This window comes from Bacillus sp. OTU2372, from assembly GCF_038440275.1.
GTDB classification, from domain to species: domain Bacteria; phylum Bacillota; class Bacilli; order Bacillales; family Cytobacillaceae; genus Neobacillus; species Neobacillus bataviensis_B.
The window spans coordinates 220,624-236,845 of record NZ_JASATK010000003.1; the positions used below are offsets into that span (position 1 = coordinate 220,624).

16 protein-coding genes are annotated in these 16,222 nt (G+C 39.0%); 12 read left to right on the top strand and 4 right to left on the bottom strand.

Annotated features, from left to right (window positions below; all coding sequences use genetic code 11):
• The first annotated feature begins 27 nt into the window (after positions 1–27).
• Positions 28–804 (top strand): dioxygenase family protein, encoded by a 777-nt coding sequence (locus AAHB15_RS08825; RefSeq protein WP_335572846.1) that lies wholly within the window; start codon positions 28–30, stop codon positions 802–804.
• A 41-nt stretch (positions 805–845) separates the two neighbouring features.
• Here AAHB15_RS08825 and AAHB15_RS08830 read toward each other — a convergent pair whose 3' ends face one another.
• On the bottom strand, positions 846–1,205 hold the full coding sequence (locus AAHB15_RS08830; protein WP_335572845.1) for a hypothetical protein: 360 nt from the start codon (positions 1,203–1,205) through the stop codon (positions 846–848).
• A 245-nt stretch (positions 1,206–1,450) separates the two neighbouring features.
• Here AAHB15_RS08830 and AAHB15_RS08835 point away from each other — a divergent pair, with 245 nt between their 5' ends.
• Both AAHB15_RS08835 and AAHB15_RS08840 read left to right on the top strand, forming a co-directional pair.
• Positions 1,451–1,735, top strand: a complete 285-nt coding sequence (locus tag AAHB15_RS08835; protein WP_335572844.1) for a DUF3219 family protein — start codon at positions 1,451–1,453, stop codon at positions 1,733–1,735.
• A gap of 17 nt (positions 1,736–1,752) precedes the next feature.
• Positions 1,753–2,751 carry an LLM class flavin-dependent oxidoreductase gene (locus tag AAHB15_RS08840; protein WP_335572843.1) on the top strand — a complete coding sequence of 333 codons (999 nt, stop codon included), beginning with the start codon at positions 1,753–1,755 and terminating at the stop codon, positions 2,749–2,751.
• A 38-nt stretch (positions 2,752–2,789) separates the two neighbouring features.
• Here AAHB15_RS08840 and AAHB15_RS08845 read toward each other — a convergent pair whose 3' ends face one another.
• Complete coding sequence (locus AAHB15_RS08845) at positions 2,790–3,956, bottom strand: glycoside hydrolase family 18 protein (protein ID WP_335572842.1); 1,167 nt, start codon at positions 3,954–3,956, stop codon at positions 2,790–2,792.
• 197 nt (positions 3,957–4,153) lie between these two features.
• Here AAHB15_RS08845 and trhO point away from each other — a divergent pair, with 197 nt between their 5' ends.
• The 7 genes from trhO to AAHB15_RS08880 all read left to right on the top strand — a co-directional run bounded on the left by trhO (position 4,154) and on the right by AAHB15_RS08880 (position 12,178).
• Positions 4,154–5,107 (top strand): oxygen-dependent tRNA uridine(34) hydroxylase TrhO, encoded by a 954-nt coding sequence (trhO, locus tag AAHB15_RS08850; protein ID WP_335572841.1) that lies wholly within the window; start codon positions 4,154–4,156, stop codon positions 5,105–5,107.
• Between the two features lie 155 nt (positions 5,108–5,262).
• Positions 5,263–7,050, top strand: coding sequence for an oligoendopeptidase F (gene pepF / locus AAHB15_RS08855; RefSeq protein ID WP_335572840.1), 1,788 nt, complete (start codon positions 5,263–5,265; stop codon positions 7,048–7,050).
• 179 nt (positions 7,051–7,229) lie between these two features.
• Complete coding sequence (locus AAHB15_RS08860; protein ID WP_342042223.1) at positions 7,230–8,147, top strand: hypothetical protein; 918 nt, start codon at positions 7,230–7,232, stop codon at positions 8,145–8,147.
• 24 nt (positions 8,148–8,171) lie between these two features.
• The gene (locus AAHB15_RS08865) at positions 8,172–8,813 is read left to right on the top strand and encodes a DUF4129 domain-containing protein (protein ID WP_342042224.1); all 642 of its coding nucleotides are present in this window, start codon (positions 8,172–8,174) and stop codon (positions 8,811–8,813) included.
• Positions 8,810–9,943 carry a DUF4350 domain-containing protein gene (locus AAHB15_RS08870; RefSeq protein ID WP_335575732.1) on the top strand — a complete coding sequence of 378 codons (1,134 nt, stop codon included), beginning with the start codon at positions 8,810–8,812 and terminating at the stop codon, positions 9,941–9,943. Before AAHB15_RS08865 ends, AAHB15_RS08870 begins: the two co-directional genes overlap by 4 nt.
• Positions 9,940–10,869, top strand: coding sequence for an AAA family ATPase (locus tag AAHB15_RS08875; RefSeq protein ID WP_335575733.1), 930 nt, complete (start codon positions 9,940–9,942; stop codon positions 10,867–10,869). The genes AAHB15_RS08870 and AAHB15_RS08875 overlap by 4 nt, the downstream gene beginning before the upstream one ends.
• A complete protein-coding gene (locus AAHB15_RS08880; RefSeq protein WP_342042225.1) occupies positions 10,820–12,178 on the top strand; it encodes a DUF58 domain-containing protein in 1,359 nt (452 codons plus the stop codon). The genes AAHB15_RS08875 and AAHB15_RS08880 overlap by 50 nt, the downstream gene beginning before the upstream one ends.
• Here the strand turns inward: AAHB15_RS08880 and AAHB15_RS08885 are convergent.
• Positions 12,156–13,136, bottom strand: a complete 981-nt coding sequence (locus AAHB15_RS08885) for a stage II sporulation protein M (protein ID WP_335575735.1) — start codon at positions 13,134–13,136, stop codon at positions 12,156–12,158. The genes AAHB15_RS08880 and AAHB15_RS08885 overlap by 23 nt on opposite strands.
• Positions 13,137–13,255: 119 nt before the next feature.
• On the opposite strand from AAHB15_RS08885, the gene AAHB15_RS08890 reads away from it, so the two are divergent.
• A complete protein-coding gene (locus tag AAHB15_RS08890) occupies positions 13,256–14,059 on the top strand; it encodes an RDD family protein (protein WP_335575736.1) in 804 nt (267 codons plus the stop codon).
• Between the two features lie 86 nt (positions 14,060–14,145).
• Positions 14,146–14,721 carry a GNAT family N-acetyltransferase gene (locus AAHB15_RS08895; RefSeq protein ID WP_144564901.1) on the top strand — a complete coding sequence of 192 codons (576 nt, stop codon included), beginning with the start codon at positions 14,146–14,148 and terminating at the stop codon, positions 14,719–14,721.
• Between the two features lie 93 nt (positions 14,722–14,814).
• Here the strand turns inward: AAHB15_RS08895 and AAHB15_RS08900 are convergent, their stop codons facing one another.
• Entirely contained in the window at positions 14,815–16,185 is a 1,371-nt protein-coding gene (locus AAHB15_RS08900; protein ID WP_335575737.1) for an aldehyde dehydrogenase, read from the bottom strand.
• Between the last annotated feature and the right edge of the window lie 37 nt (positions 16,186–16,222).

Below are 16,222 nucleotides of genomic sequence, written 5' to 3' on the forward strand. Positions count from 1 at the left end.
TTACATTGAAAATAGGGGGTATATAAAATGATGCCATCTTTATTTATTGCGCATGGTGCACCGTTGTTAGCAATTGAAAATAATGAGTACACCCAATTTTTGAATGAGTTAGGTAAAAACATGCCGCGCCCGAAGGCGATTGTGTTATTTTCTGCCCATTGGGAATCACGGGCTCAAAAAGTGAGCAATGTTGATACTTATAATACGATTTATGATTTTGGCGGATTCCCTCCAGAGCTTTATCAGATTAAGTATCCTGCTCAAGGGAATCAACAAATTTCGGATGAAATCCAGGATTTGTTTAAGTCAAACGGTATACCGTTTGAGGTTGAAACCGAACGCGGGTTGGACCATGGTGCTTGGGTGGTTCTGCGGTTATTGTATCCGAATGCCGATATTCCAGTGATTGCGATGTCAGTAAATCCTAAGCTTTCAACTGAAGAACAATATAAGATTGGTAAGTCTTTATCTTCTTTAAGGGAAAAAGATGTTTTAGTGATTGGAAGCGGTGGAACGGTTCATAACTTGAGAGCAGTAAAATGGGCCGATCATGAAATCGATCAGTGGGCACAGGAATTTGATGATTGGTTGGCTGTCCATTTAACCAATTGGGATTTGGAGTCATTATTTAAGTATGAGTCAGTTGCTCCAAATGCAGAATATGCGGTTCCTCATTATGGAAATGAGCACTTTATTCCGATTTTCTATGCGATGGGGGCGGCTGATGATGCGAAAAAGGCAAGCTTGCTGCATCGCAGCTACCGTTATGGAAACCTAAGTCATAGTGTTTGGCAGTTTGGATGATAAATAAAGATCCCCAATTCTATTGTTGGGGATCTTTTAACTTACTCTCCTTCCAGTGGGTTATGTCCCATAAAATGTCCATTTATAAAAACGGCCATTTCGATGGATCCATCTTGATTATAAAAAGGTACACCAATCATAAGTGCATCTTCATGTGTATGGTTAACGATTACTTCAATATTTTTGACGCCTTTCCAACTAAACCCTTCATTCTTTATAGACTGCTTAGCTTCTTTAAACTCTAGACTGCTGATTAAATTAGCAACGATTTTATTTTTTTCTGCTCCTAATATGGGTGAAGTGTCACAACCACACTCTGAGGCTTTAGCCGTATTCCCAGATGTCACAAACAAGGATCCTGCAATGACTAATCCACCAATAATGGTTAATAATTTTTTCATTTTCTTCCTCCTCTTTTTAATTCTTCTTTAATTCATTCGCTTTCTTTCGACAATCTCCTTCAAAAAACTCGGGAAAATATTCGACAATTGCCAAATTCTGTGTCAAAAACGTGTCATTACTACTAATAGAAGTTGTATTTCTTTTTACCTAAGAATTAAAATGGAGATTCTCCCTAAGATACTAAATTTGATTGAAATATTTTCGAGTGCTATGCTTTTAGTAAACGAAATGAGGAGACGATTTTTTGGTAAATGAATTAATTTTAAATGATACAGCTATTAAACTTGATCATTACGACGAAGAAAAGATCAATAATTTATATAGAATAACGGTTACCTTCAAAGTAACAAGTGCGGATTATCATGATATCACCACCTTGCTTTATAAAGGTAGTTTTGATGTAAAAATTCCGGAAAGAAAACTAACGTTTAAGGGAGCGATTCAACAATATTCCACATCAGTCACTAACCTATATGAAAAAGACCAAGTTGGGGAATTTAAGCTTAGTTTGCTGGAAACAAGCCATTAAGAGAGGAGTGTTTTTTAGTGAGACTTAGCATTTTAGATCAAGCACCGATTTCATCCAATCAAACAGCTCATGAGGCACTAAACGAATCGATGAAACTGGCCCAAATGGGTGAAAAACTCGGATATACCCGCTATTGGATTGCAGAACATCATGATTTGCCTGGACTTGCTTGTCCGGCCCCGGAAGTGATGTTAAGTTATATTGGCGCCAACACCTCTACTATTCGTATCGGTTCAGGTGCGGTCTTGCTGCCACACTATAAACCTTACAAAGTAGCAGAAGTCTATAACATGCTTGCGACGTTATTTCCTGGCCGGATTGATATCGGGATTGGCAGGGCACCAGGCGGTTCAGCGGAGGCTTCTAATGCCTTGTCGGAGAACTTTTTACAACAAGTTTGGAATATGCCGAAATCGGTAACAGAATTGCTCCACTTTTTAGCAAATGACTTTCCTTCCGATCACGAATTTAAAAATTTATCAGCTTCTCCCATTCCACCAGTTCCGCCTGCCCCATGGCTGCTCGGAACAAGTAAAAAAAGTGCCTTACTGGCAGCAGAAAAGGGCATGAGTTACGCCTTTGGACAGTTTATGAGTGAGAACAACGGACCAGAAATTATTCAAAAGTATCTTGATACTTTTCAACTAAGAATGCAGGGGCAAAAGCCTGAAGTGATTTTAACAGTGAATGCTATTTGTGCGGAGATGGATGAAGAGGCCGAAGAGATTGCATTAAGTGCTATAATATGGTCCATACAGAAAAGTAAAGGTGAGGGAAATGGGGTTCCTTCCATTGCTGAAGCAAAGCAATATCCTTTAGATGACAAGGACCTGCAAACGATAGAAAAAATGAAGCAAAACATGATCATTGGCAACCCCAAGAAGGTAATTAAAAAGCTAAATGAGCTAGCCTCTTTATTTCATGCAAATGAAATCATGCTGGTAACGATTACCCACTCACCAGAAGATCGAGTGAAGTCCTATCAATTGATTGCTGAAGAAGCGTTCCATATATAAAAAGGCTGTACTCTCATCAACGAGTGTACAGCTTTTTATTATTGCGCATTTACAACGGCATAGTATTTTACAGGAGTGTTCATCGAATTTTCAATTGTTTCAGATATGGAGCTAGTTAAGCTATTTGACCCTTTTGCATCAAGTCCAAGCTCCCAAATCATCATTCCGCCGAAACCATGGTCTAAGGCTAGTTTAGTTTTCTTTTTCATGGTTGCTGCACCATTGTAATAGTAAGTGGTTCCATTCATATTAACGGTGTCACTATTGGCATTGGCAGGGTTTTGATTAATAATGGCTCCGTAGGATACCTGTTTAATCTTAGGATCCTTTGGCTGAGCATAAAATGGTACTCCAAGCACCAATTTTTCTTTTGAAATATTTTGATCTTCAAACAATCGGGTCCAATAATTGACGATTTTCTCTGTAAATGGATACGGTGATAAATTAGCCGCATTGTAACCGCCGTCCCATTGCCCGTCATATGCCATGATATTCACATGATCTACATCTTTAAACATGGACGGCTGATACTGAACAAAGCCAATTTCAGTTAAGGTAACAGCATGTATTTTTGAATAAACAGCGACAGACAGCTCTTTCTTTCTTGGATGAAGCTGTGCACTTAATTGCTTTGTAAAAGCGGCAAGATTTTCTGCATCCGCTTTTGAGTGGGGATGTTCAAAATCAATATCGATTCCATCTAGATTCTCACGGTCTGCTAAACTAGTAAGCTCGTTCACTAGCTTTGTCCGTGTGGCCGGATTTGAAATTGCAGCTTTAAAATAGGGATAGGATTCCCCGCCGTTTATATGAAACCATCCACCGACAGCTAATATTACTTTTGTATTCGATTTTTTTGCATTTACAACGGTGGTCCGCAGGTTTTTTAAAGCGGAATCGCCATTTAGTAAAATTCCACCGTCTTTTGTCGGATGGGCAAAAGAGAAGATGACGTGTGTTAATTGACTGTAGTCAACTTGGTTTGGATCACGGAAATCCTGTATATAACCGATCAGTACTTTTGATTTTGTTTTTTCAACTTTAGGTAATGCTTTCACCTGCGGCTTAATTGCCGACTGTGGCGCTTTTCCAGATTTAATTGGTTTTTCCTGTGGCTTATTCGAAGAGAATTGTATCCCTGTATAGATTCCTCCAAGGAAGGTAAGAACGATTACCATTGCAAGGAGGAGTTTACGTTTTTTCATGGAATGTTTCCTCCTTCTTTTTACTTTAAAATTGTAACAGATTAAACAGCTAAGATTGATTGGTAATATCCACCTTTTCAGCCGCTAATTATTTACCTGGGTAAATAGATTTGAAAGTAAATCCTGTTTCTGATATAATCATAAGGTTAATATTTAAAACAAAATTATTTTAGATAAAGATTTAAAGGTGGTTAACAATGAATCAAGAATATAGAGTATTACTTTATTATAAATATGTCTCGATTGAGAACCCTGAGGAATGCGCAAATGAACACCGTCAATTTTGTAACGACGTAGGCTTAAAAGGCCGCATTATCATAGCTGCAGAAGGGATCAATGGGACGGTGTCAGGCACCATTGAACAAACAGACGCTTATATAAAATATATGGACGAGCATCCATTGTTTGCGGGAACCATTTTTAAAATTGATGAAGCATCAGAACATGCTTTCAAAAAAATGAAAGTCCGTTACAGACCAGAGCTTGTCACACTTCGTTTAGAAGATGATGTTGATCCTAACGTATTAACCGGCAAGCATTTGAAGCCAAAGGAATTCTTTGAGGCAATGCAAAGGGAAGATACGGTTGTGATCGATGCTCGAAATGATTATGAATATGATCTTGGCCATTTCCGAGGAGCAGTCCGCCCAGATATATTGAACTTCCGCGATCTACCAGAGTGGATTAGAGAGAACAAAGAGGAATTTGAAGGCAAAAAAATCCTTACTTATTGTACCGGCGGGATTCGTTGTGAAAAGTTCTCCGGCTGGCTTCGCAAAGAAGGCTTTGAAGATGTATCACAGCTTGAAGGCGGAATTGTTACTTACGGGAAAGACCCTGAGGTTCAAGGCGACCTATGGGATGGACAGCTTTATGTATTTGATGAGCGCATTAGTGTACCAGTTAACCGCATAGAACATGTAGTTGTCGGCAAGGATTACTTTACCGGCGAGCCATGTGAACGTTATGTTAATTGCGCAAACCCTAAATGTAACAAAAAAATCCTTTGCTCAGAAGAAAACGAGCACAAGCACTTACGAAGCTGTTCACATGAGTGCCGAGTTCACCCAAGAAACCGCTATGTTGCTGAACATGGTTTAAGTGAAGAAGAAGTAAATAAAAGACTTATGGCGTTAAGTCATAACAAATAACAATGGAAGCAGGTCATCATCATGGCCTGCTTTTGCTTTATGGTACTTAATTTAACATAAAAAAGGATAATCGTTGATACATATGGAATATACTTGTGAAGGCTTTTCTATTTAAAAAACAAAATATAACTGAATACCTTGAAGGGAGTTTATCCATGAAGACATATAAAAATAGAAATGAAGTTCCCGTCCATGAAAAATGGAATTTATCCGATATCTATCCTACTATCAGTAAATGGGAAGAAGATTACCAATTAATTGAAAACATGGGAGCCAACCTTAAGCAATTTGATGGAAAAATAAACGATGGCCATTCCTTATATGAATATCTTAAACAAAGAGAAGAGCTGTCCTTCCATTTGAATAAAGTCTATGCTTATGCGATGCTAATGGTCGATGAAAATACGCGCGAGTCTCTCCCGCAGTCCTACTTAGACAAGGCGAAGCAGCTTAGTGTGAAAATCAGTGCTGCCACTTCGTTTTTTATGCCCTATTTACTTAGTTTAGACGAAGAAACTTTAAAGGGATATATCAATGAAGAGGAAAAGTTAACATACTTTGAAGAAGATTTACTTGATTCATTCCGCTACAAAAAGCATGTCTTAAGCAAGGAACAAGAAGAAATTCTGTCCCAATTAGGGGAAGCTTTGTCGGTTCCTGGTCATACCTTTGGAATGATCAATAACGCCGACATTAAATTCGGCGAAGTCACGAATGGAGATGGTGACCGGGTTGAATTAACACGAGGCATGTATTCCAAATTAATTGAAGATGAAGACCGCGAAAAGAGAAGAGAGGCTTATAAAGCCTATTATCAGCCGTATGTTCAATTAAAAAATTCCATTGCTTCAACCCTTTCAGCAGCAATCAAAAATAACGTAACATTGGCGAAAATTCGTCAATATCCATCCGCGCTTGAAAAAGCACTGTTTGGTGACCAAGTACCGCGCGAGGTTTACGAGAATCTTATCCAGACAACAAAAGACAATATTGCACCGCTTCACAAGTATACAAAAATTCGCAAAGAGAAATTAAAACTCGAAGAAATCCGTCAATACGATATGAGCGTCCCGCTTGTCAGTGGTGTAAAACAACTGATTTCTTATGAAGAAGCTTTTGAAACCATGCTGAAGGCTTTAGCTCCTTTAGGGGAAGATTATATTAACATCCTTAAAGAGTTTAAGGACTCAAGGTATATTGATGTCCGTGAAACACCTGGAAAACGATCTGGAGCTTATAATTTGGGCGTTTATGGTGTCCATCCATTTATACTTTTAAATCATCAAGATGATTTGGATAGTTTATTCACCTTGGTCCATGAATGCGGCCACGGAGTTCACAGTAAGTTAAGCTCACAGTACCAGCCGCAAATTACGGCCGGATACAGTATTTTTGTGGCGGAGGTAGCTTCAACTGTTAACGAGGTACTCTTAATTAACTATTTATTAAATAATGAAAAGGATCCTGAAGTCCGCAATCATTTGCTCAATCATTTTATAGACCAGTTCAAAGGAACCTTTTTCACGCAGGTCATGTTTGCGGAGTTTGAAATGAAAACACATGACATGGCCGAGAAGGGAATCCCATTAAATGTTGAAGTATTCAACAAGACCTATGAAACCTTGTTTAGGGAATACAATGGAGATGAGGTTGTCTTTGACGAGGAAGTGAAATTTGGCTGGTCAAGAATCCCGCACTTTTATCGTCCATTCTATGTGTATAAATACGCGACAGGCTTTGCCTCAGCGATCCATTTGGCGACAAAGATTTTAGAAGGAAACCAAGAAACAATCCATTCTTATCTAGAATTTCTGAAAAGCGGCAGCATTGATTACCCACTGGAATTATTGAAAAAGACTGGGGTGGACTTAACAACCCCAGAACCAATCCAAAATGCCCTGAAACGATTTGGAGAACTTGTTGAAGAATTTTCGCAAATTTAGACCAAAATCCGAGGCAAGGAGTCCTGATTTAGGAGTGAAGAGGGAGGAGAGCTTAACCGTAAAAAATGGCCTTACTCATACTAATCGAGTCTGGCCATTTTTTTGTATTTTTTTACAAGTTTTTACTCTAAAGATTTGTTAGAATATAGTTTATAAACCTATTTTAGGAGGATAATGATTTGGATTCTAAGTTTAAAAAACCAAAAGCGTTTGGAGAAATACTGGATCATACCTTTAGTTTGAGCAAGAATCGGTTTAAGGAATTTTTTATGATTTTAATCGTTTTTATGGGACCCGTCTATTTACTTCAAGCGATTATACAAATGGCAACCGGGACCAGCTTTTTTCGGGATACAGGGACAGGGGGACAATGGTATGAACAAATACTTTCAAACTTGGACAGTTCCGCCGGCTCGTTTGATTCTAGTAGTTTAGGTGCTGATATTGGTTTAATCGTCGTTGGGGTAGTGAGCTTCCTGCTTTTTCCGGTTGCTGAGGCCGCTATTTTATTTGCCATCCAGCATATTAAGAACGAAGAAGAGTATACGGTTAGCTCGGTCATCAAAGAAGCATTTCTCCGCTTCTGGCCAATGCTGGGCAGTTCGATTTTATTTGGAATTATACTGTTAGGAATAATCTTGATTCCTATTCTAATTGTCGCTTTTTCAGGCGCTACTATAGCAGCTGCTGTCCATCCTGTTTTAGGGATTTTGGTCGGAATTCTGTTGTTTATTGGGTTTGCGATCGGTGTGGGTCTTTTAATCACACGCTGGAGCTTTTATTTTGGATCGGTTGTACTTGATAAAGTTACACCGGGTTTTGCACGAAGCTGGCGGCTGTCGAAGAAGCGGACTTGGGTTTTGTTTGGTCTATATATTGTGTTTTACTTAATTGTTTCCATCATAAGCTTTGCCGTCCAGTTGACTTTTGGCGCGTTTTTAGGGGACAGTGTTTTATTGGGTCTTATTTCGAATCTGGCATCATTATTTACAACGATGATTTTCTCCGTCGGCTATGGGGTTATGTATCTTGATTTAAAAACAAGAAATGATGCGGAGGATTTAAAGGAATTGATTGAAGATTATCAGTCTATCTAAAAACCTAAATGTTAGGTGATGGTTATGTTAAATGCAAACAAAGCACGAGACGATATTGAAGAGATTTTACAAAAACAGGAGTATCAAGTTTATTATGATCATTCTAATGGGTTGCTCGAAACTTGGTGGGAAAAGGCCAAAGAGTGGATTGCCTCACAATTGGAGAAATTGTTCCCTTCCATTAAATCGGCAAGTGGCGCTTCCAGTTCCATTTTAATCACGATTATTGTTATAGTCATTTTATTGTTAGCTTTCGCAGCCTTTATTGTGATTCGAAATACAAGACGGAATCGATTGCTGCAAAACCAGAAGCCACTTCAATCATTAAAAGAGAGAAATTGGACGTACGTAAGGCATTTAGAAGAGGCGGAAAAACTGGAATCCCTTGAAGAATATACAGAATCAACAAGGCACCTCTTCTTAGCCATGCTTTTTTATTATCATGAAAAGGGATGGCTAGAGGCAAGGATATGGAAAACCAATTGGGATTACTACGATGAATTAAGAAAAGTGGGTCAGCAAAATGCTGAAGAATTTTACGAACTTGCCCACTTCTTTGAGGGTGCGGCCTATGGGGAACATGAGGTAAGTCCCGAAGAATATAGACCGTTTCGCACTAAAATCAGAGATATATTGGGAAGTAGGGGGGTGGAAAGTATTCGATGAATGCATCAAAAATACGTGGATGGATTTGGTTTGCCGTGCTTCTCCTTCTCTTTATAGGAGTTAGTTATTTCGCCTTTACACCCAAACCAAAAATTTATCCGGATTATGTCACCAACTCTCCTTCTCCAACTGGGATTAAGGCATTATATACATATTTAAAAAAGGAAAAAGACGTAAAAAGCTGGAACCATTCACCCGATCTACTCCCTAAGGGGGACAAAAACCAAATGCTTGTAATGGTCGGGCCTTCTTTTACACCTGAAAAAGAGTTGATGCAGGCATATGAAGATTATATGGATGCTGGAAATACGATCTTGTTATTACAAACAAACCCAAAAGGGATGTTTGATCTTGAAGCGGACTTTACTGAAAAGAGTACCTCTCAAAGCGAAAAATGGCAGACGGTAAAGGATCAGAACCATAAATCTTTCAAAGCAGAAGTGAATTCAGATGTTCGAATCCACACGATCAAGGGCGATGAACTGTTGCTGTCTGATCAGTATGGTCCGATCGCAGTAAAAAGAACCTATGGGAAGGGAAATTTAATCGTTGCCATTACCCCTGAGTGGTTGACCAATGATAAACTACTGAAAAGAGACCATCTGCCTCTTAGTTTTCAACTATTAAATCGAGGGAATCCTGACACCCTTTTGTTTGATGAATATACGCATGTTGGGGAAAACGAATCGTCCATTTTAGCGGTTTATCCAATGTGGTTTTTGGCCCTTATTTTTCAAGGGATTTTCTGGGGTTTTCTCTGGCTGTGGTACAAGGGGAAACGGTTTGGCCCATTGTTAAGCCCGCGGGAAGAGTGGGTCCGCTTTAGTGATGAAGGAATCCAGGCGATTGCCGCCTGGTATTTAAAAGGCAGACGTTATCAAGATTCTCTCCATATCCAAGCAGATTATGTAAAGGTTCTGCTGCAGGAACGCTGGCATATTCCTTATCATAAGGATTGGCAGGACCTTAGTCCTTATTTTGAAAGAAAATGGCTAAAAATGCCTGCCCGTGAAATAAAAACTTTCTTAAACGGCTTAGCCGCCATCTTAAACCAGGAAAAGATCAATAAGCAAGAATATCTATTGTGGTCGAGAAAACTAGAGGAATTACGAAACGAGGTTGAATCATGAAGACAGAATTAACATCTTTTTTAGAGAAATATGAAGAGCGGATCTTAGGTCAGAACCTTAATCTTAGACTCCTGCTTTCAGCCATTCTATCAGGCGGACATGTCCTTTTGGAAGGAGTTCCTGGCACCGGTAAAACGCAAATGGTTCGAACGCTCGCAGGTCTTCTGGGAGGCAGCTTTAACCGGATTCAGTTCACACCGGATTTATTGCCTAGTGATATTACGGGCAGCACGATTTATAACATGAAAGAAAGTACGTTTCAAACACTTAAGGGGCCGATTTTTACCAATATCCTATTAGCTGATGAAATTAACCGAACCCCTGCTAAGACACAAGCCGCCCTTTTAGAGGCGATGGAAGAAAAGCAGGTGACCATCCAAGGAGAAACCTATCTTTTACCGGATGTATTTTTTGTGGTCGCTACGCAAAATCCAATTGAATTTGAAGGTACATATCCACTTCCAGAAGCACAGCAGGATCGTTTCTTATTTAAACTTTACATCGATTTTCCTTCCTTTGATGAGGAGAAAGATGTATTGAAGATGGTGATTGAAAACACTATTGAAGAAAGCTCGTTAATATCCATCTTGGATATGGACACTTTTATTGCGATAAGAAAAGAAATTGAAAATGTAACCATTAGTGAGACGGTGTTAGGGTATATTCTACAGATCGTTCGTAAAACACGAGAAGCGGAATCAATTCGTTTTGGAGCCAGTACGAGAGCGGGGATTTCAATTGGGAAAGCGGCTCAAGCCTGGGCCTATCTTTCAGGGAGAGACTATGTGACGCCAGATGATATTAAGATGGTTGCCAAACCGGCATTAAGACATCGGATTCAGTTATCCCCACATATAGAATTGGAGGGAGCAACCGTTGACCAAATCATTGAAGAGCTTGTGGGCTCGGTTCCTGTTCCAAGATAGAGGGATTTTGCCTACCAAACGGTTATTGTTCGTTTACCTCATAATTTCTCTAGTTTTTATGATCGGAACGATTATTGGTCTCTCATGGGCCTATGTCATTACCTTTAATATATTGGCACTTTGTATTAGTTTATTGGACTTACTTTTTTCACCTAGTAAACAGCAGCTCTCCTTTAACCGGACATTGCCTAAAGAATTGGAAAGAGGTATCTCTTATTCAATCGAGATCGAGGTTAGCAATTCCTCACCTTATTTCCTTTCCTACCAATTGTTGGACGGCCTGCCACAATACTTCGAAAGGCCGTTTCCACTTATGGGACAAATTCAAAAGGATTCTGCCGTAGTGATTACCTATGATACCACTGCTACGATTAGAGGAGAATATGAAGTACAAAAGTTGTATTTTCGATATAGTAGCCGCTTTGGTTTATGGGAAAAACAAACAACCATTTCATTAAAGGAAACGGTGAAAGTTATTCCAGATTTAACCGAGACAAAACATTATTTAGAAAATGCTCAAAGCTATTTAAAGTATGAAGGATTAAACATCCGCAGACAAAGGAGCGGTGTTGGTGATTTTTCAAAAATCCGAGAGTTTGTAGTCGGTGATGATCCGCGTAAGATTAACTGGAGGCAAACGGCCAAACTGCGGGAAGTCATGACAAATGACTATGAGCCAGAGCATGGCAAATATATAACGATTTTAATTGATTGTGGGCGTATGATGGGAGCCGAGTTGAAAAGGGGGAATCGGCTAGAAAAGGCGTTAGAAGCAGCCCTGACTGTCACGGCAGCCGCATTAAAAAAAGGTGATTATGTTTCTGTTCTTGCTTTTTCAAAGGAAATCCATGTTTTTGTTCCCCTTGCTAAAGGAATGTCTCATTTAAAGACCATTTTGCATGCTATTTACAATCTAAAGGTAGACGCATCTGAGTCTAATTATGGAGCTGTTTTACGGTATTTAGAAACGGTTCAAAAGAAACGAAGTCTGCTGCTCTTATTTAGTGATGTTCGTACTTTTTTACATGAGGAAAGTGCGTTAGTCTATTTACTACGGCTTCGTCAGCGCCATTTATTTTTGATGATCGGCGTGGAAGACCAGACTCTATTAAAGAGTGTAAAGGAAGTGCCTGAAACGGTACAGCAAGCAATGGTGAAAAGTATTGCTCAGCAGCAAGTCATTATAAAAAAGCGAGAAAAGAGCAAATGGGAGAAACAAGGCCTCCAGATGATAGAGGCCCGAGAGGAAAAGTTGGCTGTAACGGCCGTGTCCAATTATATTGAAATTATGAATCAAAATCTTTTATAGGCTGGGATTTGGCTAGTTTAAGTTTGCCAATTAACACATATAGGATAAGGCCGGCAACGGTTAGGACCGCAACGATATATTTTGCTTCCAACGAAATCTTTGCCGGTGTAATGAACCCTTCGATGATTCCAGCAATTACAAACAATGGAATTGTACCAAGCAAAAGCTGAACGGATCGTTTTGCATGGCGCTTTAATTGCCAGACTCTTGTGTATTGCCCCGGAACAAAGAGCTTATAGCCCATTAAAAGCCCGGCACCGCCCGCGATAAAAATAGCTGTAAGCTCGATCATTCCGTGTGGAACAATAAAGGCCCAAAAATCATAGGATTTGCCGTGATGCCAAAAAAGGGCAGCAAGTGCTCCAATAATAACCCCGTTATAGACCATTAAATAAACGGTAACGAGCCCAAAAGCAATGCCACCAGCAAAGGCAAAGATGCCGACTTTTATATTGTTAGTCATAATACTCGCTGACATCAGGGAAGAATCAACGGCACCAGAGCCTTTTCCTAATTTATCAGGATCAACGCCTTGAGAAATTTCCGCAGGGAGAATCGAATAAATATGGAGCGGGTCGTTCATAACCGATAGAAAGCTTCCGATGGCTCCAATTAAAAATAAAATCATCGCGGCGACGACAAATTTCCATTGCTCAAGCAATAAACCAATAAATTTAGTGCTAAAGAAATAACGAATCTGTTTAAAGCTCGAAACCTGGTCTTTGTACAAAATGTTATGTGCTTTCGAGACAAGGCCGTTTAAATAGGGCGTTATTTCATCATTTGGAAAATAAGTTTGACTGTAAGAAAGATTTTGTGCTGCCTTTTGATATAATCGATGAAACTGTGTAATGGTTTCACCGGTAAAGTCCCTTTTTCGCTTGCTTAATAGGGTAACGAATTGTTCAAGTTGTTTCCAATCTTCACGGTGCATTTTGACAAATTGCTTGAGATTCATTTTGACACCTTCTTTTACAGAACTATGTAAATTTTATACTTTTCTCCTTATTATAGAAAATTGGTAGGAAAATAGAAACCATATCAGAGAAAATCAACGAGATTTAAGGGGGAAATTTGATGACAGAAGATCATTTAGATATCAAAACACCAGAATATGTAGCCATACAGTTTCATATTGCTGGATTGGGGAGCAGAGCCGCAGCCTTTATTATCGATCAGGCCCTGCTTATGATCATAAATATACTGACAATCGTGATACTTTTTTTTGTAATGGATGGGATGGAAACGTCACCTTTTTTTCTTACGGATAGTACCTTTCCGATTGCGGTTGTTGTGATAGGTTTGTTTGTTCTAAATTGGGGCTACTTCTTTTTCTTCGAGTTTTTTTCTGGGGGTCGAACCCTTGGTAAAAAAGTGGTCGGGATCCGAGTTATTCAGGAAAATGGGCACAGCATTACATTGCTGTCTAGTTTTATTCGAAATCTTGTTCGTCTGATCGATTCACTGCCAACTGCTTATTTTCTTGGTATTATCCTGATATTTTTCCATCCTAAACATAAACGGCTTGGTGACCTTGTTTCAGGTACGATTGTCGTTCATGAACGAAAGGCCAAAAAGAAAAAGAAGCTTACACCCATTGAAAAAGAAATTAATCTCAGAGGACTTACGGAGAACGACCTTGTATTGGATGACTGGACGTTAAAATCATTTACAGCTAAGGATTGGAAGTTGGTGAGTACCTATGCAAGCCGTTTTCATCAGTTGCCAGTGGAGGAGCGAAATCAGCTGACAAAACAGATTGCTGATTTGCTGCTGACTAAGAAAGGAATCGAAGTGGCCGGAAAAACGGATACGGAATTAGAAAATACTTTACTTGTTCTTTACTTAGTTCTTAAAGATGAATGGGAATTTGAGCTTTAGATTTTTTACCTATAAAATTCAGTATGAAATTCTACAAATAGCACATAATTCCTTTAGGTATTACCAATATTCAAAGGAGTATTTCCATGCATTGGTATGAAAAATTAAATCAATATTTCCCGATTGAGGAAATGAAATCAAAAGAACATATGGAGACTTTAATGAAAGAACGCTCTGAAATCTATCATAAGGATGAAGGGCCCAATCATGTTTTAATGTATGTAGAGCTTGATAATTTTATTTTCATCGATTATCTTTTTGTATCTAAAAATGCCCGTGGTCAGGGACTCGGTCATAAACTTATGGAAAAAATGAAGCACAGAGGGAAACCGATTATTCTAGAAGTGGAACCGGTGAACTATGGAGACAGTGATACAGCAAAACGGCTTCGTTTTTATAAGCGAGAAGGTTTTGAACATGCAGAGTCAATTGGATATGCACGGAGGTCTTTAGCCACAAATGAAATTAATAAAATGGAAATACTTTATTGGGCTCCAAATAATGAGTCAGAAGAAATGATATTTGATGCCATGAAAAAAACGTATAACTTAATTCACACCTATAAAGACAAACGCTTCTATGGCGAATCCTATCAACCGGTTGAAGAGGTACTGACTTTTAACGAAGAAACTGAAAATGGAAATATACTTGATAATTTATAGTATCCTTTGTTCTAGTCATTAGGAACAATAAACCTCTGCCTTTGTAATTATAAAAAGCCTGACCTCACTCTTCTGAAGGTCAGGCTTTTTATCTTACTTCATAAATAACTTGATTTTTTCCAGTCCGTTCTTAACATTTGGATAGCGGAACGGTATATCAAACTTTGTTGTTTGTTTAAGGACACTTTTTTGATGAGAGAACGTGTCAAAATTCCCTTTTCCATGATAAGCCCCAATCCCGCTGGTACCAACACCGCCAAACGGCAGATATGGAGAGACAAAATGATAAACAGTATCGTTAACACATCCGCCCCCGAAGGAGACTTTATTTAAGACTTCCTCTTGGATGCTGTTATTTTCCGAGAAGATATAGAGAGCGAGTGGTTTTGGATGACGATGAATGCCTTCGATCACCTCTGATAGATCATCATATTCCAGCACGGGAAGAAGAGGTCCGAAAATTTCATCCTGCATAATCGATTCTTCCCAAGTGATATCAGTTAAAACGGTAGGCTCGATGGTTAATCGTTCCTTATCCGTATTGCCACCCATAAATAATTGCCTCTTGTCTAAAAATGAAGAAAGTCGATTAAAATGCCTTTCACTGACAATCCGCGTAAAGTCAGGATTCTTTAAAGGCTCTTTTCCATACAATTCAAGTGTTGTTTCCTTAAATTGCTGGAGAAACACATCTTTAATACTTTTATGAACATAAAGATAATCCGGAGCGATACAGGTTTGTCCGGCATTCGTAAACTTCCCCCAGGCAATCCGTTTGGCAGCCAGTGTAAGATTGGCATCCTCATGAACAATACAAGGGCTCTTTCCACCCAGTTCTAATGTTACCGGGGTTAAATGTTTTGCAGCCGCCTCCATAATAATTTTTCCGACAGGAACACTTCCTGTGAAAAAGATGTAATCAAGTTGTTCATTTAACAGGGCTTGACTTGTTTCGACGCCGCCTTGGACGACCGTAATATATTCCTCTGGAAAAATTTCTTTTATAAGGGTCTTTAATACCTCGGATGTTTTAGGTGTCAATTCAGACGGTTTGATTATGGCACAGTTTCCAGCAGCAATCGCACCAATTAACGGCGCGACTGCCAATTGAAATGGATAGTTCCAAGGTGCAATAATCAATGCTACCCCATAAGGCTCAGGATAAATATAACTATTGGAACCAATATGGGTAACCGGTGTTTTAACCTTTTTGGGGGCTGCCCATGAACGCAGATGTTTCATCGTAAAACGCAATTCTTCCAAAACAAATCCGATTTCTGATGTGTATGCGTCAAATTCTGATTTATTTAAGTCTGTTCTTAAGGCCTCCATTAGTGTTTTTTCATTTTTTTTAATGGCATTTCGGAACTTTTGAAGGGCTCCAATACGGAAATCGACATTTTTAGTTTTTTCCGTTTTGAAATATAATTTTTGCTTGTTAATGAGAGAACTGTAGGTCTCCATTCTTTAGCCACCTTTAATTTATTCCTTCTTGAAAACA

Coding starts and splice junctions, on each gene's coding strand:
- AAHB15_RS08825 (WP_335572846.1), top strand. CDS start 28: ATGATGCCATCTTTATTTATTGCGCATGGTGCACCGTTGTTAGCAATT.
- AAHB15_RS08895 (WP_144564901.1), top strand. CDS start 14,146: ATGCATTGGTATGAAAAATTAAATCAATATTTCCCGATTGAGGAAATG.
- AAHB15_RS08865 (WP_342042224.1), top strand. CDS start 8,172: ATGTTAAATGCAAACAAAGCACGAGACGATATTGAAGAGATTTTACAA.
- AAHB15_RS08875 (WP_335575733.1), top strand. CDS start 9,940: ATGAAGACAGAATTAACATCTTTTTTAGAGAAATATGAAGAGCGGATC.
- AAHB15_RS08885 (WP_335575735.1), bottom strand. CDS start 13,136: ATGAATCTCAAGCAATTTGTCAAAATGCACCGTGAAGATTGGAAACAA.
- AAHB15_RS08845 (WP_335572842.1), bottom strand. CDS start 3,956: ATGAAAAAACGTAAACTCCTCCTTGCAATGGTAATCGTTCTTACCTTC.
- AAHB15_RS08900 (WP_335575737.1), bottom strand. CDS start 16,185: ATGGAGACCTACAGTTCTCTCATTAACAAGCAAAAATTATATTTCAAA.
- AAHB15_RS08830 (WP_335572845.1), bottom strand. CDS start 1,205: ATGAAAAAATTATTAACCATTATTGGTGGATTAGTCATTGCAGGATCC.
- AAHB15_RS08890 (WP_335575736.1), top strand. CDS start 13,256: ATGACAGAAGATCATTTAGATATCAAAACACCAGAATATGTAGCCATA.
- AAHB15_RS08870 (WP_335575732.1), top strand. CDS start 8,810: ATGAATGCATCAAAAATACGTGGATGGATTTGGTTTGCCGTGCTTCTC.
- pepF (WP_335572840.1), top strand. CDS start 5,263: ATGAAGACATATAAAAATAGAAATGAAGTTCCCGTCCATGAAAAATGG.
- trhO (WP_335572841.1), top strand. CDS start 4,154: ATGAATCAAGAATATAGAGTATTACTTTATTATAAATATGTCTCGATT.